Origin of the sequence: Neisseria sp. HMSC061H08 (assembly GCF_001836795.1) — a bacterium.
GTDB lineage: Bacteria > Pseudomonadota > Gammaproteobacteria > Burkholderiales > Neisseriaceae > Neisseria > Neisseria subflava_A.
Map to the genome: position 1 here is coordinate 464961 of NZ_KV830556.1, position 18068 is coordinate 483028.

14 protein-coding genes are annotated in these 18068 nt (G+C 47.9%); 4 read left to right on the top strand and 10 right to left on the bottom strand.

What is annotated here, in order from left to right; translation table 11 throughout:
• Nucleotides 1-104: 104 nt before the first annotated feature.
• A complete protein-coding gene (locus tag HMPREF2675_RS03220; protein WP_070814051.1) occupies nucleotides 105-2093 on the top strand; it encodes a site-specific recombinase in 1989 nt (662 codons plus the stop codon).
• A 65-nt stretch (nucleotides 2094-2158) separates the two neighbouring features.
• Here HMPREF2675_RS03220 and clpP read toward each other — a convergent pair whose 3' ends face one another.
• The 10 genes from clpP to HMPREF2675_RS03270 form a co-directional block, all read right to left on the bottom strand.
• The gene (clpP, locus tag HMPREF2675_RS03225) at nucleotides 2159-2779 is read right to left on the bottom strand and encodes an ATP-dependent Clp endopeptidase proteolytic subunit ClpP (RefSeq protein WP_003683589.1); all 621 of its coding nucleotides are present in this window, start codon (nucleotides 2777-2779) and stop codon (nucleotides 2159-2161) included.
• A gap of 89 nt (nucleotides 2780-2868) precedes the next feature.
• Complete coding sequence (gene tig / locus HMPREF2675_RS03230) at nucleotides 2869-4179, bottom strand: trigger factor (RefSeq protein WP_049323216.1); 1311 nt, start codon at nucleotides 4177-4179, stop codon at nucleotides 2869-2871.
• A gap of 188 nt (nucleotides 4180-4367) precedes the next feature.
• A complete protein-coding gene (locus tag HMPREF2675_RS03235) occupies nucleotides 4368-6812 on the bottom strand; it encodes a DNA translocase FtsK (protein WP_070814052.1) in 2445 nt (814 codons plus the stop codon).
• A 188-nt stretch (nucleotides 6813-7000) separates the two neighbouring features.
• The gene (locus HMPREF2675_RS03240) at nucleotides 7001-7552 is read right to left on the bottom strand and encodes a hypothetical protein (RefSeq protein WP_070460713.1); all 552 of its coding nucleotides are present in this window, start codon (nucleotides 7550-7552) and stop codon (nucleotides 7001-7003) included.
• Nucleotides 7553-7588: 36 nt separating this feature from the next.
• The gene (locus HMPREF2675_RS03245) at nucleotides 7589-7942 is read right to left on the bottom strand and encodes a nucleolar protein (RefSeq protein ID WP_070460711.1); all 354 of its coding nucleotides are present in this window, start codon (nucleotides 7940-7942) and stop codon (nucleotides 7589-7591) included.
• A gap of 47 nt (nucleotides 7943-7989) precedes the next feature.
• Nucleotides 7990-9909: an ATP-binding cassette domain-containing protein gene (locus HMPREF2675_RS03250; RefSeq protein ID WP_070814053.1), complete on the bottom strand. Its 1920-nt coding sequence runs from the start codon at nucleotides 9907-9909 to the stop codon at nucleotides 7990-7992.
• 172 nt (nucleotides 9910-10081) lie between these two features.
• The gene (locus HMPREF2675_RS03255) at nucleotides 10082-10849 is read right to left on the bottom strand and encodes an amino acid ABC transporter ATP-binding protein (RefSeq protein WP_049333845.1); all 768 of its coding nucleotides are present in this window, start codon (nucleotides 10847-10849) and stop codon (nucleotides 10082-10084) included.
• A gap of 9 nt (nucleotides 10850-10858) precedes the next feature.
• Entirely contained in the window at nucleotides 10859-11575 is a 717-nt protein-coding gene (locus HMPREF2675_RS03260) for an amino acid ABC transporter permease (RefSeq protein WP_083290040.1), read from the bottom strand.
• Complete coding sequence (locus HMPREF2675_RS03265; RefSeq protein ID WP_070460706.1) at nucleotides 11565-12389, bottom strand: amino acid ABC transporter substrate-binding protein; 825 nt, start codon at nucleotides 12387-12389, stop codon at nucleotides 11565-11567. The genes HMPREF2675_RS03260 and HMPREF2675_RS03265 overlap by 11 nt, the downstream gene beginning before the upstream one ends.
• A 154-nt stretch (nucleotides 12390-12543) precedes the next feature.
• On the bottom strand, nucleotides 12544-14454 hold the full coding sequence (locus tag HMPREF2675_RS03270; protein WP_070814054.1) for an alpha-amylase family protein: 1911 nt from the start codon (nucleotides 14452-14454) through the stop codon (nucleotides 12544-12546).
• Between the two features lie 669 nt (nucleotides 14455-15123).
• Here HMPREF2675_RS03270 and HMPREF2675_RS03275 point away from each other — a divergent pair.
• Genes HMPREF2675_RS03275 through HMPREF2675_RS03285 form a run of 3 tightly spaced genes read left to right on the top strand, consistent with a single transcriptional unit; the run spans nucleotide 15124 to nucleotide 18052 of the window.
• Nucleotides 15124-15903 carry a (Fe-S)-binding protein gene (locus tag HMPREF2675_RS03275; RefSeq protein ID WP_070814087.1) on the top strand — a complete coding sequence of 260 codons (780 nt, stop codon included), beginning with the start codon at nucleotides 15124-15126 and terminating at the stop codon, nucleotides 15901-15903.
• Nucleotides 15900-16601 (top strand): LutC/YkgG family protein, encoded by a 702-nt coding sequence (locus tag HMPREF2675_RS03280; protein ID WP_070814055.1) that lies wholly within the window; start codon nucleotides 15900-15902, stop codon nucleotides 16599-16601. The genes HMPREF2675_RS03275 and HMPREF2675_RS03280 overlap by 4 nt, the downstream gene beginning before the upstream one ends.
• The gene (locus HMPREF2675_RS03285; RefSeq protein ID WP_049333852.1) at nucleotides 16598-18052 is read left to right on the top strand and encodes a LutB/LldF family L-lactate oxidation iron-sulfur protein; all 1455 of its coding nucleotides are present in this window, start codon (nucleotides 16598-16600) and stop codon (nucleotides 18050-18052) included. Before HMPREF2675_RS03280 ends, HMPREF2675_RS03285 begins: the two co-directional genes overlap by 4 nt.
• The last annotated feature ends 16 nt before the right edge of the window (nucleotides 18053-18068 follow it).

The following is an 18068-nucleotide window of genomic DNA, read 5'->3' on the forward strand; positions in this document are numbered from 1 at the left end:
ATTAATTGAAAATCTTGTGCCGTGGATTGATAAAGAATGCGATATAATCCGACCTGTTTGCCGAAGTTCTTGCTAAATATCTCATTTTGTGTAATAATACTACAATGCAAAAACTGACTAATCAAAATCTTCACATTATTTTGTCGGAGCGCTTAAATGATACCGACTTTGTTCTTATTCTCAATGCATTAATCAAATTTTTGCGCCGAGGAGGCAAAAAACAGGCTTCCGAACGTTTTGATTTGATTTTATCTACTTTAAAACAAGACGATGCTCTATGTCGTCAATTCAGCCTGCGCTTCTATGCCTGGCTGTCCAAAGTTCACATCTATCCTGCGCTGATTAAGCTGGGTATTTTCTCGCGCCATAGTTTTACTCGGGAGATGGGCATACGGATTTACGAACGTTTCAGCCCGTCTTATAAAGATTTTTCCAACTTGCGCGAAGTGTTTTTATATCTTTTTCATTCGAAAAACGATGATAAATGGTTGCAAACCCTGAGTTTGCGCCAATGGTTGAGCATGTATGAATTGTTGCAGAGCAAAGCCGATCCTGCTTTGCTTCAGACGGCCAGCCGACAGTTGGCGGATGCTCGTTTGCGAGCGGTGGAAATGTTGTCTATTTGGATTGCTTCCGAAGCGATTGAGCCGGATTTAATACGGATTGCCCCCCGTTTGTTGGAAGCGGATTCTGCATTTGTCGCTTTACAACGCGAAATTGCGAAGATGGTGGAACACTATCGCCATAGTGAAGAAACTTATGACACGGCGCATTTGGAGGTTATGTTTGACCAGTGTGAAAAGCAAATTGACTATTTGCGCCGTCGTGGTACCGGAGCCGGGTCTGGTTCGTCAGTAAAAGTTGCCCACTTGCTCGAACGCCTGCAACAAACCATAGACCGCCTGAAACTGTTGACCAATATTCAAATTGAAACCGGCAGCCGCACCCGCTTAACCATCAATCTGATGAATGCGATGATTTATGCGGCGGTAGAGCAATACAGTACCAGCCACTTGCGTAAAAGCAGTATCAGAATGCTGGCGCGCAGTATTACGGAAAACAAAAGCCATCATGGTGAGCATTACATTACGCGCAACCGTAGCGAATATTTCAAAATGTTTTATTCCGCAGCAGGCGGTGGCGTAATTATTGCTTTGATGGCATTGAATAAAATCCATATTGCGTCTTTGGGATTCGGTGAGTTTACGACTTCATTCCTTGCCGGACTTAACTACGGCTTAGGCTTTATGCTGATTCATATGCTGCACTGTACCGTTGCAACCAAGCAGCCTGCCATGACGGCGGCAAGTTTTGCCGAGCAGGTGGACTCAAATGAAGGCAGCAAAGCGGTGGACAACAAATTGGCAAAACTGCTGATTGACGTATGCCGTTCGCAAAGTGTCGCCGTGTTTGGCAATGTATCGATTGCGGTATTGTTGGCGGCAGGGATTGCTTTTGGCTATGCCCATACGCATGGTCAGCCCTTGCTGAATGAGGCAGTTACGGCCTATCAGTTCAAATCCATTGAGATTTTTACCCAACCGACCTTATGGTATGCCGCTATTGCCGGCGTATGGTTGTTTTGTTCGGGTATTATTGCCGGCTTTTTTGACAACCGTTCCGATTATCTGAACCTGCGTCAGCGCCTGCCGTTTAATCCGTTTTTACGAAAAATCATGCGTCCGCAGCCGCGCCGCCGTTTGGCTGCTTATATTCATAAGCATTACGGCTCGCTTATGGGCAATTTTATTTTCGGTATGCTTTTGGGAATGACCGGCTATTTCGGCCATCTTTTCGGCTTGCCGCTGGATATTCGCCATGTAGCATTTTCTTCGGCAAATTTGGGTTATGCCACGATTAGCGGTCATGCAGATATATTCACTTTTATGCTTGGCTTGGCAAGTGTATTGGCAATCGGTATGGTGAATCTGGTGGTCAGCTTTTCTTTAGCTTTGGCTGTTGCGCTCCGTTCTCGCGGCACGCGTTTGGGCAGTATGCGTAATCTGCTGAAGAGCTTCTGGAGTCAAGTGAAAGCTAATCCTTTGATTTTGCTGTATCCGGTTCAAGTGAATAATAAAGACAACACGAAGTAAAATTGAAGAAAGGCCGTCTGAATATATACTTTTCAGACGGCCTTTTAGTTTAAAACCGATAAAGATTAGGCTTGCAGAGAGGCTCGGTTTTCCAAAACTTGGTCAATCAAACCATATTCTTTAGCTTCATCGGCAGACATATAATTGTCGCGGTCGGTATCGCGTTCCAAGTCAGCCAAATCGCGATCACAATGTTTGGCGAGTAAGCGGTTCAGTTTCTCTTTGATTTTCAGCAGCTCTTTAGCGTGAATTTCAATATCGGAAGCCTGACCGGCCAAGCCGCCGCTGATGAGCGGTTGGTGAATCATGATGCGGCTGTTTGGCAGGGCAAAGCGTTTGCCTTTTTCGCCTGCGGACAACAGGAATGCGCCCATACTTGCTGCTTGACCCAAGCATAAGGTAGAAACATGAGGCTTGATGAAGTTCATGGTGTCGTAAATCGACATACCGGCAGTAACCGAACCGCCCGGAGAGTTGATATAGAAGAAGATATCTTTATCAGGGTTTTCACTTTCCAAGAACAGTAATTGCGCAACAACCAAGTTGGCAGATTCGTCTGTCACCGGGCCGATCAAGAAAACGATGCGCTCTTTCAAAAGGCGTGAGTAGATGTCGAATGCGCGCTCGCCGCGACCGCTTTGCTCGATAACGGTAGGGACAAGGTAATTATTGAAATCGAAGGACATTTTTGTCTCCTGTTAATGATGGAAAAGCACCAAAGCATTTAAAGCGCTTCGGTGCTTTTGATTGTCTGTTTCAGACGGCCTTGGAGCAATTAAGCTTGTGCGCCCATTACTTCGTCAAAAGACAGCGCTTTTTCAGTTACTTTAGCTTTGCTCAGAACGAAATCAACAACGTTGCTTTCTACTGCCAAAGAAGTCGGGCCTTGCAGGCGGGAAGGCTCTGCGTAGTACCAGTCGATAACTTCTTGAGGATCTTCGTAGCTTTCAGCGAAGTTGGCAACAACGGCTTTGATTTGGTCTTCAGTTGGCTCAAGTTTGTTTTCTTCAACCAATTTAGCCAAAATCAGACCCAAAGAAACGCGGCGTTCTGCTTGTTCTTTGAACATATCCAAAGGCAGATCCAAGTTGGCAGCGTCAGCCATACCTTGGTTAACGAAGTTTTGTTTCATTTCGTTTGCCAAGCGAGCGGCTTCTTCGTTGACCAAAGCAACAGGAACTTGCAAATCGGCTGCTTTGAGCAGGGCGTTCATGACAGATTCTTTAGTTTGTTCACCGATGCGGCGCTCAACTTCGCGGCCAACGTTTTTCTTCACTTCTTCACGCATTTTGGCAACGTCGCCGTCTTCAATACCCAAAGCTTTAGCGAAGTCTGCATCAACTTCAGGCAAAGTAGCTTCAGAAACGTTGTTCAGAGTGATGGTGAATACGGCAGATTTACCGGCAACATCTTTACCGTGGTAGTCTTCAGGGAAGTTTACGGTAACATCTTTGCTTTCGCCGGCTTTCATGCCGACGACACCGGCTTCGAATTCAGGCAACATTTGACCTGCGCCCAATACGAAAGCGTAGTTTTTAGACGCGCCGCCGGCGAAAGGTTCGCCGTCGATTTTGCCTTCGAAGTCGATGATGACGCGGTCGCCGTTTTGTGCTTCACGGTCAACATGGTTGAAACGGGTGCGCTGTTTGCGCAGAATTTCTACGGTTTGGTCAACTTCGGCATCGCCAACGGTTGCAGTTACTTTTTCTACTTCTTGGGCAGACAGGTCGCCGATGGTTACTTCGGGGAAGACTTCAAAAATAGCGGCAACTTTGAAAGACTCTTGATCGTCTTGTTCTTCAACGGCTTCAAAGCGTGGGTAACCGGCAACTTTCAATTCTTGAGCAACGGCAACATCGTAGAATTCGCGTTGTACCAATTCGTTGATAACGTCGTTTTGTGCGCTTGCGCCATACATTTGGGCAATCATTTTGAACGGTGCTTTACCCGGACGGAAGCCGTCAATTTTTGCACGGCGTTGGGTTTGTTTCAGTTTTTTCTCAGTTTCTGCGTTGATTTTGGACCAAGGCAGAGACAATACTACTTTGCGTTCCAGATTTTCTAAAGTTTCAACAGTTACGCTCATCGTAAGCCCTTAAATTTGTTGTGTTAAACGGTTATCCTTCTGCTTAATCCCCCGAAGGATTCCGGGAATATGCATAAGGTCAAAATTTAGCTGCTTAGTATAACACAATGTTTCACGAATAACATAAAAAGGCCGTCTGAAAAGTAGGAAATTCTTTTCAGACGGCCTTTTTGCTTTGACATTGTTTTTTAAAGCTGGTCTTTTTGCGCCAGAATCCGTCGGCTGCCGTTGATGTCTGCCGGAGAAAGCACACCGGCATTTTCAAGAGCATCTACCAAATTGGCGGCGCGGTTGTAGCCGATGCGCAATTGGCGTTGCAGGGAGGAGATGGAAGTCTTCCGGCTTTCCAATACGAAGGCAACGGCTTGATCAAACAGTTCATCGCTGTTGGCGTTCGGATTGACAATATTGGTGGTTTCGATGGCCGCTTCACCGCTGAGCAAGCCTTCCACATAATTGGTCGGCGCTTGTTCTTTAATGAAATTGACGACTTGATGCACTTCATCATCGGAAACAAACGCACCTTGCAGGCGTGTCGGTTCTGCGCTGCCCGGTTGCAGGAACAATGAGTCGCCGTATTTGAGCAATTCGTCTGCACCCATTTGGTCAAGAATGGTGCGGCTGTCGATTTTGCTTTGTACGGTAAAGGCCATGCGTGTCGGGATATTGGCTTTAATCAGGCCGGTAACCACATCAACGCTTGGGCGTTGGGTGGCGACAATCATGTGTATGCCTGCTGCACGCGCTTTTTGGGCAAGGCGTGCGATTTGTTGCTCAACGGATTTGCGTTCGGTCATCATCAAGTCTGCCAACTCGTCGATGACGACCACAATCAACGGTAGTTTTTCCAGAGGCTCAGGATCGTCAGGATTTAAGCTGAACGGATTGAGTAATGGTTTGCCTGCCGCTTTGGCCTGCTCGACTTTTTGGTTGAAGCCGTCCAGATTGCGCACGCCGGCGTGTGAGAGCAGGCGATAGCGTTTTTCCATTTCGGCAACACACCAATTTAACGCTTGTCCTGCCTCGCGCATATCGGTTACAACCGGGCAGAGCAGGTGCGGAATGCCGTCATAAATGCTCAATTCCAGCATTTTCGGGTCAATCATGATGAATCGGACTTCATCGGGCGTGGCTTTGAAGAGCATGGACATAATCATGCCGTTTACGCCGACAGATTTACCCGATCCGGTCATGCCTGCGACCAAAAGATGCGGCATTTTTGCCAAGTCGCCGACCACGGGCGTACCTGCAATATCTTTACCCAAGGCAACGGTCAGTTTGGATTTGGCGTCGGTAAACACGGGTGAAGAGAGGATTTCGCTCAACATCACGTCTTGGCGTTTCTCATTGGGCAATTCAATCCCCATGGTGTTTTTACCGGCAATGGTCTCAACAATGCGTACGGCTTGCAGGGACATCGAGCGCGCCAAATCTTTGGACAAGGCGACAATTTGGCTGCCTTTGACACCTTGTGCCGGTTCGATTTCGTAGCGGGTAATCACGGGGCCGGAAGTGGCGGAAACAACCTGTACGCCGATGCCAAATTCAGCCAGCTTGGCTTCGATCAATTCTGCGGTTTGTTGCAATTCATCCGGATTGACGGCAACCGGTTCTTCAGACGGCATACGCAACAGGTTCATATTGGGTTTGTGGTATTCGCCGTTGTTTTTAGGTTCAGTATCGTCAAACAGGGAAGTTTGGATTTTAGGGGGCGGCGCAACGGATACGGCAACGGTTTTACGGTTGCTGCTGCTGCCTGCCAACGGAGTAACCGGAGTGGCGGTAATGGTTTTGGCTTCTTTAACCATGCGGCGCGTATTTTGGGTTTCCAAAGCTTCGGAGCAGACATCTTCTTTTTTATTTCGGAACTGAGACAGTTTTTTCATCAGGTTGCCAAACAGACCACCCATATGGCTGCCGGATTTGGCCATGACTTCCAACCATGACACCTGAGCCAGCAGGGAAATGGATAAAAGCAACATCACCAGCATAATCAACAGACTGCCCGACTTACCCAACAGCCAAGCCAAGCCTGAACCCGCCAGCAAGCCGACCAAGCCGCCTGCACCGACGGGAAGGGATTCGCTCAATGCATTGTCAAACAGGAAATGTTCGATAATCGGGCTGCACACCAGCAGGAGAAACAATGCCAAAGCGGCTACGCTGTGATTGTAGGGCTTGTGGTTTTCCTGCTTTTTCATGGGGCGGAAATTTTTGTAGAGGAAAACGCAAGAGGCAGCTATCCACCACCAAAACGATAGGCCGAACAGATAATATCCGACATCGGAAAGATAGGAGCCAAAGAGGCCGCCGAGGTTGGCGACATCGTTGCTTTTGGGAACGCTGCGCGACCATGCAGGGTCGTCCATGCTGAAGCTGGCCAGGGAAATGGCCAGATAAATGGTGATAACCAAGCCAAACAGCCATAAAGCATCATTAATCAAGTTGACGACATGCTCGGGACGCGCTTTTTTTTCTTCGTTTTTTTGCAGCTCTTTGGCGGCCTTGAGGCGTTGGGAGACTTTATTGTCGGCTTGAGTTTGTGCTTTGGTGGATTTGCGTGTGGTCGGTTTGGCTGCCGGTTTGGTAGAGACGCGTTTTTTTGTTTGGGTTTTAGAAGATTTTGCAGTCATGAGATAAAGGCCGTCTGAAAAGACCGGAGGTAATGTGCGTAAAGGGCAAATTATACCGTATTTACTAGGCACAAGAAATTGAAACGGGCGTAATCATTATAGGATTCAGGCCGTCTGTTTGGCATGACGAAAATTTTGGATTTCGTTTCCACCTATTCAGACGGCCTGATGTTTTGATTGATTTGGACTTACATTCTGCCCAGTTCGCGTTGTAGGGCTTGAATGTTTTTCTCTCTATCCAAAACCGCACCTTGCAGCGTACTGATGGCCTGTTGATTGACGCTGCCACCTTTGGCCGTCCGCGCTTGGCTCAGTTGCTTTTTGGCATCGGCCAAAGCCGCGCGTTCATTGGATAACTCGGTTTCCAAAATAGAACGGCGACTGTTGACGCCGGAGGATTTTGGAACCGGAGGAGGAGCTGTTTCAGAAGCGGTGCGGACAGGAGCTGGTTTGGGCGTTGCCTTATGGTTGGATTTTGTCGCTGTGTTTTTGCTTTTGGCCGGAGCTATTTGTGATGTCGGCGCATTGAGTGTCGGCGTATCGCTGACCGGGGCGTCGTATCGGCTGCTGCTGTATTTGCCGACAATCGGCAAATCGTTGACGGCTTGGCAGTTGCCGCTTGGGCGCGAGGTATAGACAATTGAGCCGTTGACTTCACAGGTGTAGATTTTTGCGGCATGGGCTTGGCTGTTGAAAATGGCAAGCGGCAGCAGGGATAGGGTAAGCAGATATTTTTTCATGATTCAGGTAGGGCTGATTCGTTGCAGTTGAGCATTTTATTCTTGTTCAGACGGCATGGGCTGCTGTTTTTTGGCTTTTGCACCGTTTTTGTTTTTGCTCGGTTTGTCGGCTTTTTTCTCTTGTTTATCCGATTTTTCCGCGCGTGCCTTTTTCTTAGGCTTTGCACTTGCGCGTTCATCAGAGGCATTGAGGCTGCGGATGTTGAGGTGGTAACCGCTGCCTTGATGGCCGCTGATTTTAGGCAATTCGGCCTGTGCGCAGGAGGATTTGGGTTCGGAAGTATAGCTGCCGTTGCCGCAGGAATAAACTGCGGCGGTAGCGTGAAGAGAAATACCCAAGATGAAAGAGGATACGAAGAAGTACCCGGCTTGTTTGATGGTTGAAGTCATGTTTTTCCGTATTGTGTTTTATTTCAGACGGCCTGATGGCTCTATTTTTATTGGGAAAACTCGGCTTCGACATCAACTTGGATTTGCTCAAGCTCTTCCTGCCATTGCAGCCATTTTTCTTCCAGTTGCGTTAATTTTACTTTAGTTTCTGTTAATTGTGCGAGTGTCTCTTGCAATTTGGGTTTATTTTCTTCTGAATAAGCAGATTCTTGTGCCAAAAATGCTTCACAGGCCGTCTGAATATCAGTCAATCGTGCGATTTCTTTTTCGGCTTTGTCGATTTTCTGCTGAATCGGTTTGCTGCGTTTGGCTTTTTCCTGACGGATTTGTGCTTCTATGCGCTTGGTGTCTTTGCGACTTTGGCTTTGTGCAGAAGCGGCGGGGGCAGCAGCTGCGTTTTCTTGTGCCAACCGCCATTGACGGTAGTCGTTCAAATCACCGTCGAAGTTGTTCAGACGGCCTTTGTCAATCAATAGGAAGCTGTCGGTAGTCGCTTCAAGCAGGCTGCGGTCGTGCGAAACGACAATCAATGCACCTTGGAAACTTTGCAGTGCAAGTGTCAGGGCGTGGCGCATATCCAAGTCTAGGTGGTTGGTCGGTTCGTCAAGCAACAGCAGATTAGGCTTTTGCCAGATAATCATGGCAAGGGCCAGCCGCGCTTTTTCCCCGCCGGAGAACGGCTCGGTCTTTTGAACCGCCATATCGCCGACAAAGTTGAAACCGCCTAAAAAGTTGCGGATTTCCTGTTCGCGGACTTCGGGCGAAAGCTGTTGGATATGCCAAACCGGACTTTGGTCTGCGCGTAAAGTATCCAGTTGGTGTTGGGCAAAATAGCCGATATTGAGCTTTTCGGAGCGAACGATGCTGCCGGAAAGTAAATCGATTTTTCCTGCCAATGCTTTGATAAATGTGGATTTACCGCTGCCGTTAACACCTAACAGGCCGTAACGTGCGCCGCTTTCCAAAGACAAGGTGATATCGTGTAAAACGGTATTGTCGCCATAACCTAAGTCGGCATGGTCGAGTTTCAATAATGGATTAGGCAGATGGGTCGGATTGGCAAACTCAAAGGAAAACTCGCTATCCAAATGCGCAGGAGCGATGCGCTCAAGTTTGGCTAATGCCTTCATGCGGCTTTGAGCTTGTACGGCTTTTGTGGCTTTGGCTTTGAAACGGTCGATAAAGGATTGCAGATGTTTAATTTGCGCCTGCTGTTTGACGTAAGCGGCTTGTTGTTGCGCCAGGCGTTGGGCGCGTTCGGCTTGGTAGAAATCGTAATTGCCGCCGTATTGGGTCAATTTTTGTTGCGACAGTTCGATGGTCTGCGTTGTGGTGGCATTCAAGAAGTCGCGGTCATGGGAGATGATGATTTGCGTACAAGGCAGGGAAGCGAGATGGTTTTCCAGCCACAACACGGTTTCTAAATCCAAGTGGTTGGTCGGTTCGTCCAAAAGCAGCAAATCGGCACGGCAAATCAGCGCTTGGGCAAGGTTGAGGCGCATACGCCAGCCGCCGGAAAAAGATTTGACGGGATGGGTATGTTCTTCTTGTGCAAAACCCAAGCCGTTAAGTAGTTTGGCGGCGCGTGCAGGAGCGGTATAGGCATCGATTTCTTCAAGTTTGGCGTGATATTCGGCTTGCTTCATGCCGTCGTTTTGTGCTTCTGCTTGGGCTAAGGCCGTCTGAAAAGCCTGCAATTCGGCATCACCTTGCAAAACGTAGTCTAAAGCGGAAATATCTAAATCAGGCGTTTCTTGAGAGACGGAAGCAAGGCGCCATGTTTTGGGAATAAGGATTTCGCCGCCATCTTGTGTGATTTCACCTTTTATCAGCGCAAACAGGCTGGATTTGCCTGTACCGTTTTTACCGATTAAACCAACGCGTTGGCCGGGGTTGATTACGGCATCGGCTTTATCGAGTAGGACTTTCAAACCGCGTTGTAAGGTGAGTTTTTTAATTTCTATCATGATGGCAGGCAAGGGGATGAGTAAAACGAAAGGCGTTATTTTACCTGAAAAGATATATAAAAGGCCGTCTGAACAAGTATGAAAACGAAATCAACGATTTCTATTTCACTTAATTCAGACGGCCTTTATGAAATGACGGTCGGAAATGCTTTCAAATTGTCTGTCGTTTCAATTAAATTTGAAGATCGGCATTGTCCGCACGGATTTGGCGCAGGAATTTTTGTGTCCGCTCATGTTTGGGATGATTGAACAAATCTTGCGGGCTGCCTTGTTCGACAATAACGCCGCCGTCCATCACGACGACCGTGGTTGCCACTTCTAAGGCGAATTTGATTTCATGCGTAACGACAACCATGGTCCAGCCTTCTTGTGCCAATTCCTTCATGGTATCCAAAACATCTTGCACCAATTCAGGGTCAAGCGCGGAAGTCGGTTCGTCAAACAGCATCAATTCAGGCTGAATCGCCAATGCTCGGGCAATGCCGACACGCTGCTGTTGACCGCCGGAAAGCTGGTAGGGGTAGAGGTCAATCTTATCGCCCAAACCGACTTTTTCAAGCAATTTGACAGCCTCTTCACGCGCTTGAGCGACAGGCTTGCCTTGTACGGCAACCGGTCCTTCCATGACGTTTTCCAACGCAGTTTTGTGCGGAAAGAGGTTGTATTGTTGGAACACCATGCCGGATTTGCGGCGCAGTGCCAAAATATCGTGTTTGCTTGGTTTTTTGGAAAAATCGATGCTTAACGGCTGCGCATTGTCAAACTCGATTTGACCTTGTTCAGGCATTTCCAAAGCGTTTAAACAGCGTAAAAACGTGGTTTTGCCTGAGCCGGAAGGGCCTAAGATAACAACCACTTGTCCTTTGCCGACATCCAAATCGATGCCGCGCAAAATGGTATTTTCGCCAAAGGTCTTATGGATATTGCGGATTTTAATCATGACAACTCCTTATTTGGCGACATAGCGGTCGAAACGTTTTTCCAAACGCGCCTGAATCAAAAACAGCACTTTGCAGAAACACCAATAAACCAATCCGGCTTCGATATAAACCGGTAGATAGTCATAGGAGCGATTAGCAATCTGTTGAGTAACTTGGAATAATTCAGTTACCGTTACAACTGCTGCAAGCGAGGTATTTTTGAACAAACCGATAAATTCATTGCTCAAAGGCGGTACGGCAACGCGGAATGCCTGCGGAGCGACAATGCGGCGGAATGTCTGCATATAGGTCATACCGATGGAGAAACCAGCTTCCCATTGACCTTTAGGTACGGACAAAATTGCCGCGCGTATGGTTTCGGAAGCGTATGCACCAACGTTGAGCGAAAAGCCGATGATGGCGGCAGGAATCGGGTCGATATAAATACCAACAGATGGCAGACCATAGAAGGCCACTGCTAGTTGTATTAAAAGCGGTGTTCCACGAATGACAGAAATATAGAATTCAACCACTTTAAGTAGAATTTTTTGAAGAATTCCACCAGGTGGCATGATTCTTACCAAAGCAACGGCTACAGCAATAATCATACCGATAACGAAAGAAGCAATCGCCAGAGGAAGAGATACTATAAAGCCGGCTTTGACCATAGGCCAAAACGCGCTGATGAGCATATCAGCGCGTGTTTCCGTCATAAACGGCAGAGAGGCAAGGAAATTATTTAACACTGATGTCTTTTCCGAAGAATTGTTCGCCCAGTTTTTTCAGCGTACCGTCGGCCTTCAGTTCGTTCATGGCTGTGCTGAATTTGGCCAATGCCTCATCATTGCCTTTATTGACAATCAAGCCGGAGCCGACTTTTTCGTCAGCCGGGGCAGACCAAACGATTTTTACACCAGCATCAGGTTTATTTTTCAGATAGTCCAATACTGCCAATTCGTCGTTCAGGGTTGCGTCGGCACGTTTTTGTTCAATCAGAGTCAGAGATTGCGCCAAACCATCTACCGGCACGAGTTCAGCTCCTGCCGCTTTGGCTTTTTCGCCATAGTTGCTGGTCAGGGATTGTGCGGTTTTCACGCCTTTGATGTCATCGATGGATTTGATGTTGCTGTCTTTGCGTACAACCAATACGGCACCGCTCCAGCTGTAAGGCTCGGATTTGTCAAAAGTCGCTTGACGTTCAGGGCTGGTCAGGCCGACTTGGTTGGCGACCACGTCAAAACGGCCGGCTTTCAAACCTGCCATCATAGAGTCCCAACGTGTTTCTTTAAATTCAACTTTGATACCCAGTTTGTCGGCAACTGCGCGGGTTACTTCGACATCGTAGCCGGTCAATTTGCCGTCTTTGTCGTGGTAAGTGAATGGTGCGTAAGTACCTTCCGTACCGACAGTGATGGTACCTTTGTTGTTGATACGCTCAATCAATGAGCCTGAGGCCGCACCGGATTGTGCCGGAGCAGAAGAAGCTGAGTTGCTACCTTCTCCACCGCAAGCAGCCAAAACTACTGCAGCGATGCTGCCAAGTACGAATTTTTTCAACATGGATTTTTACTCCTGACTTTAAGTGTGTCATTTAGTATTAAAGCGTGCATTCTAAGCGAAACTGCCCAAAATACAAAATACATCTTATGCCTTAAAAGGCCGTCTGAACGCTGATTTGTTCAGACGGCCTTGAATGATGTATAAAAAATTCAGCTTATGCAATTTCAAGCCACATGACTTGATAGGGTTGCAGGACCAAATCCTGATTCAGAGAAACGGTTTGACCGCTGATCAAATCGTGCGCTTTAAACGGCATGGCCTGCAGGGTGTGCGCACTGATGGTTTGCGCATGTTCGCTGAAGTTGCCGAATGCCAAAAGCGCGTTGTTGCGCATATAGCCGATGATGTGTTTGTTGTTGGTGTTGAAGGTGACCAATCTGCCGCCATTAAAGCGCGGATTGCTTTGGCGGATGGAGATCATATGGCGCAAACCTTGGAAAATTTGACCGGCAGTGGTCGAGCCGTCATGGCGTTGGTTGTACAACTCCTCATTGTAACGAGGACGGTGTGCCCAGCGGCTGTCATCGCTCTTGTTGCTGTCTTGCGACCAGTCATCGTCATTGAGCGTACCGACTTCGTCGCCTAGGTAAATCAGCGGTAGGCCGCCAGTACTCAAAGCAATGCTGTACAAGAGTTTGATGCGGTCAACGGCATGCGGATCATTTTGAGCCAAGCCGACCAATGCTGCGGCTGTACCGCTGACACGGCAGTCGCCTGTGCTTGGGTTGTATTGGAACGGTACGCCGCGTGCGAAGCTGCCGTCGAAATGGTTGACGAAGAAGCGGTTGAGGAATTGTCGGTGGTCATAGCCGTGAATACCGAACTGCCATGCATCCTCATCGGCAAATGTCCAGCCGATGTCGTCATGGCTGCGGACGTAGTTGACCCATGCTGTGTGGTCGGGCAGGTTGTGGCGGTAGGTCAGTGCTTGATGGAGCAGGTTGACTTCGCGTGTCGCAAGCGTGTTCCACAACAATGCCATTTGCAGAGGGTTGTAGCCGATTTGGCATTCGTCTTGGCTGATGTATTGGACAACTTGGTCAGGATGGACAATGGCTTCGGATTTGAAGAAGACGGCTGGCGCTGCGATACGCATTACAGAGTTAAACGCACGAATCAGAGCGTGTGCCTGAGGCAGGTTTTCGCAGCTTGTGCCCATTTGCTTCCAAATAAAGGCAACGGCGTCCATGCGCAGAATATCAACGCCCAAGTTGGCAAGAAACATCATTTCGCCTGCCATGGCACGGAATACCCAAGGATTACTGTAATTCAAGTCCCATTGGAAGGAATTGAACGTTGTCCATACCCAGCGGCCGTCTTCCAATTGCGAGAAACCGCCCGGATGTTGGTCGGGGAAGATTTCACGCAGGGTGCGGTCGTATTGGTCGGGCATCCAACGGTCAGGGAAAATGTAGTAGAAATTGTCGTAGAGCGGATCGCCGGCGGCGCAGCGTTTTGCCCATTCGTGTTCGTTGGAAGTGTGGTTGAAGATGAAATCGACAACGGCGGAAATGCCTGCTTCGTGCAAAGCGGCAATGACATCGCGCAAGTCGTCTATCGTACCCAAAGCCGGATTGACATCGCGGTAGCTGCTGACCGCATAGCCACCATCGCTTTTGCCTTCGGGACATTTAAACAGGGGCATCAGGTGCAGATAGGTCAAGCCCAATTCTTGGAAATAAGGGATTTTGGCTTTCAAACCTTGCAGATTGCCTGCGAACAAATCGACGTAGCACACGCCGCCGACCTGTTTGTTGGACAAAATCCAGTCAGGATCGTTTTCGCGTGCGATATCGATATCTTTTAAAGATACGTTGCGTTGGGAATAGCTTTGCCATGCTTGGGCAATCAGTTGCTCCAACATGGGGAGGACGGCTTCGTTGTTGTTGTAAACGTTGTCCAGCTCGTGCATCAGTTTGGGAAAGTGTTCTTCAAGCCGTCTGTCAAACTGTTTCCAGTCTTCAGATGCCTCGATGCTTGCACGCTGTTCGGGAGTGTATATCGATAGGGTGCGTTCTTTAAGGTGATGCAAGGTCAAATCAACCTGTTGAGTCTGGGTCAACATAATGCCTACTCCGAAATTAAGGTGAAATTGTTTTGAGGCTTGGTTTCACTTCTTTTGCAAATCCATGCCGATTGTGGGCGGCTAAGACTGTAATTTTGCGTCAAGAAACTGTCTCAATGATACTGGAAGTGCTTGAGTGTGCAAAGGGTTTTCAAGGTTAGGAACGATGATTTTTCAAGTGTTTGATTTTGATTAAAAGTAGGGTTGAGCATACGGAAAGTGGACTTTTGACGAACTTATCTTTCAGAGGGGCTGAGTTTGTGAGAAAAACTTTTATTTTTATTATCTTAGATATCTTTTTATTCCAATATGGCCGTCTGAAACATATGTACAGCATAGCGGGTTGCTTGTTTCGTCTAAAAACGTGTCATAGCGATTAAATTCATGACTTCTGATGTAAATCAAGATTCAATAAAGAGATAGTTATTCTGATTTGAAGAGAGAGAGGGAGTAGTTAAATTTCATTTATTAAAAAAATGAATTCATTAGTTTTCTTATTGATAGTGGTTATTATATAGATTATCAAGTTAATAAGGGAAAGCCCTCTGTCTGATTTGTCATGCTTGTTTAATATTATTTTTTAAAATTAGACTTGACCCATTACAAGCAATTACTTAAAGTATCCATCTTATTTTTACACAAGAAAACGGGTTGTCCCGTTCCAAAAAAATGAGCGCAATCAAACCACCACAAATCACCGTATTCGACAGCAAGCCAACCGATGCTTATTTCTTCGGTACTTGCGTTCTCGACCTTTTCATGCCTGAAGCCGGTATGGATGCCATCACTTTAATCGAACAACAGGGTATCCGCGTCCATTATCCTATGGAGCAAAGCTGCTGTGGCCAACCGGCCTATTCGTCAGGTCATCCTAAAGAAGCCTTTGATGTTGCCAAAGCGCAACTGGATTTATTCCCTGAAAATTGGCCGATTGTCGTGCCTTCCGGTTCTTGCGGCGGCATGATGAAACACCACTGGCCGACTTTGTTTAAAGGTACCGAGTACGAACAAAAAGCCATTGATTGCGCCAATCGTATCATTGAATTTACCCACTTCCTGCTGGCGATTGGTTACAAACCTGAAGATAAAGGTGAGCCGGTTAAAGTAGCCGTTCATACTTCCTGCGCGGCGCGTCGTGAGATGAATGTCCATGTGTCAGGCTGGCAGCTGATCGACGGTATGGAAAATGTTGAACGTATCGTTCATGACCATGAAAGCGAGTGCTGCGGTTTTGGCGGTACATTCTCTGTGAAACAGGCTGATATTTCCGGCGCGATGGTAACCGACAAAGTCGCAGCCCTGAAAGAAACAGGCGCAACTGAAATCATCAGCGCGGATTGTGGCTGTATGATGAATATCGGCGGCAAAATTGCCAAAGACGAACCCAATATGCCACGTCCGAAACATATTGCATCTTTCCTGTTGGAACGTACCGGAGGTAAAGCATGAGTGCGCGCGAAAATATTTTAGCGAAATTGAAAAAAGCCGATGCCTTGCCGATGGAAGAGCCGCCGGTTTTCGATTATTACCGTGAAATGGGTGTTTCTTGGGCAAACGATGTCGAGCGTTTGAAACATTGGGCGGCTGCCATGCGTGCCGTCAAAACTGAAATCTATTGGGTTACCAAATCCAACTGGCCGCAAGTATTCCGCCAAGCAGCCGAAGGCAAAGGCTTGAAAAACATTCTGCTCCCATTGGAAACAGAACATGGTCAGCTGGCCCGTGCAGCTTTGGCCGATACTGATATTGAAGCGCGTGGTTTTGAGCGAAAAATCGACGACTGGAAAAACGAATTCTTTACCGATATTGAGGCTGGTTTTAGCGGCTCTAAATGCGGTATTGCCCGTACCGGTACGATTATGCTGGAGTCCAGCCCTGTTGAGCCGCGCAGCCTGAGTTTGGTTCCGCCTGTGCATTTCTGCCTGTTTGACACCAGCAAGATGTACAACGAATTCCATAATGCTGTTGAAGGTGAAAAACTGGTAGAAAAAGGCATACCTACCAACGTTATTTTGATTTCCGGCCCGTCTAAGACTGCCGATATTCAATTGACTTTGGCCTATGGTGCACACGGCCCGCGCGATTTGGTGGTTTTGGCCGTCCTGCCTGATCATATTTCCCCTGCCGATTTGGAGGAAAAAGCATGAGTTCCCAAACCATTAAATTCCATATGAAGCCGGAAACATTCAAGCAAAACGCCGCGATTTCTTTGCAAGACAAGCCTCTGCGTAAAAGCTTGCGCACAGCGATGGATATGCTGATGACCAAGCGCAAAGCCGTTTTGACAGATGAAGAAGAGCTGCAAAGCCTGCGTGACTTGTGTGAGCATGTCCGTCAACGTTCGTTGTCCAAATTGCCTGCATTGCTGGAACAATTGGAAGAAAACCTGACCAAGCTGGGCGTTAAAGTTCACTGGGCGGAAACACCTGCCGAAGCCTGCCAAATCATTCACAACATCATTACTGATAAAAACGGTAAGCTAATGGTGAAAGGCAAATCTATGGTCAGCGAAGAGATTGAGCTGAATCATTATCTGCAAGACCAAGGCATTAAAGCGGTTGAGAGCGACTTGGGCGAGTTTATCGTTCAAATGGCCGGTGAGAAACCAACCCATATCGTGATGCCTGCCATTCACAAGACCAAAGAGCAGGTGAGCGAGCTTTTCCATCAAAATCTTGGTACTCCATTAACGGACGACGTAGACCAGCTGACCGGATTTGCGCGTAAAGCATTGCGCGATATTTACAGTACCGCCGATGTCGGTTTGAGCGGTGTGAACTTTGCCGTCGCGGAAACAGGTACTTTGTGTCTGGTCGAAAACGAAGGCAACGGCCGCTTGAGTACCACTGTGCCGCCTGTGCACATCGCCATTACCGGTATTGAAAAAGTGGTTGCGAAGTTGTCGGATGTTCCGCCTTTGTACAGCCTGCTGCCACGCTCCGCCATCGGTCAGAACATTACCACTTATTTCAATATGATTACCGGCCCTCGCCGTAGCGAAGAGCTGGACGGTCCTCAAGAAATGCACTTGGTACTGCTTGATAACGGCCGTAGCCAAGCCTATGCAGAAGATCAAATGCGCCGTACCTTGCAATGTATCCGTTGTGGCGCGTGTATGAACCACTGTCCGGTTTACACCCGTATCGGTGGCGCGGCTTACGGCACGACTTATCCCGGTCCGATTGGCGAGATTATCTCTCCGCATTTGTTGGGCTTGGATGCGACACGCGATCTGCCGACTGCGTGTACCATGTGTGGCGCCTGTGTCGAAGTTTGCCCGGTACGTATTCCGATTACCGAACAAATGCAACGTCTGCGTGTTGAAGCGCAACGTTCGCCAACAGAAACCGTTCCACATCCTATCCGTGGTCAAGGTGCATCGCATACTTTTGGCGAACAAATGGCATGGCGTACGTTTAACGGTATTTTCAGCGGCAGTAAAGCTTATCGAGCATTCGGCTGGGCTGCTACCAAATTCCGTGCATTGACGCCAAGCAAGCAGTTAAGCTGGACCAATAACCATGTTCCGATGAAACCTGCCAAACAAACATTGCATGAGATGATGGCAGAAAGAAAACGTCAGCAAGAAAAAGCATAAGGCTTGAAAATAAAAC

Excerpts from the sequence above, each read along its gene's own strand:
- HMPREF2675_RS03270 (WP_070814054.1), bottom strand. The coding sequence starts at position 14,454 with ATGTTGACCCAGACTCAACAGGTTGATTTGACCTTGCATCACCTTAAA.
- HMPREF2675_RS03220 (WP_070814051.1), top strand. The coding sequence starts at position 105 with ATGCAAAAACTGACTAATCAAAATCTTCACATTATTTTGTCGGAGCGC.
- HMPREF2675_RS03275 (WP_070814087.1), top strand. The coding sequence starts at position 15,124 with ATGAGCGCAATCAAACCACCACAAATCACCGTATTCGACAGCAAGCCA.
- HMPREF2675_RS03240 (WP_070460713.1), bottom strand. The coding sequence starts at position 7,552 with ATGAAAAAATATCTGCTTACCCTATCCCTGCTGCCGCTTGCCATTTTC.
- HMPREF2675_RS03255 (WP_049333845.1), bottom strand. The coding sequence starts at position 10,849 with ATGATTAAAATCCGCAATATCCATAAGACCTTTGGCGAAAATACCATT.
- HMPREF2675_RS03250 (WP_070814053.1), bottom strand. The coding sequence starts at position 9,909 with ATGATAGAAATTAAAAAACTCACCTTACAACGCGGTTTGAAAGTCCTA.
- HMPREF2675_RS03280 (WP_070814055.1), top strand. The coding sequence starts at position 15,900 with ATGAGTGCGCGCGAAAATATTTTAGCGAAATTGAAAAAAGCCGATGCC.
- HMPREF2675_RS03265 (WP_070460706.1), bottom strand. The coding sequence starts at position 12,389 with ATGTTGAAAAAATTCGTACTTGGCAGCATCGCTGCAGTAGTTTTGGCT.
- clpP (WP_003683589.1), bottom strand. The coding sequence starts at position 2,779 with ATGTCCTTCGATTTCAATAATTACCTTGTCCCTACCGTTATCGAGCAA.
- tig (WP_049323216.1), bottom strand. The coding sequence starts at position 4,179 with ATGAGCGTAACTGTTGAAACTTTAGAAAATCTGGAACGCAAAGTAGTA.
- HMPREF2675_RS03285 (WP_049333852.1), top strand. The coding sequence starts at position 16,598 with ATGAGTTCCCAAACCATTAAATTCCATATGAAGCCGGAAACATTCAAG.
- HMPREF2675_RS03235 (WP_070814052.1), bottom strand. The coding sequence starts at position 6,812 with ATGACTGCAAAATCTTCTAAAACCCAAACAAAAAAACGCGTCTCTACC.
- HMPREF2675_RS03245 (WP_070460711.1), bottom strand. The coding sequence starts at position 7,942 with ATGACTTCAACCATCAAACAAGCCGGGTACTTCTTCGTATCCTCTTTC.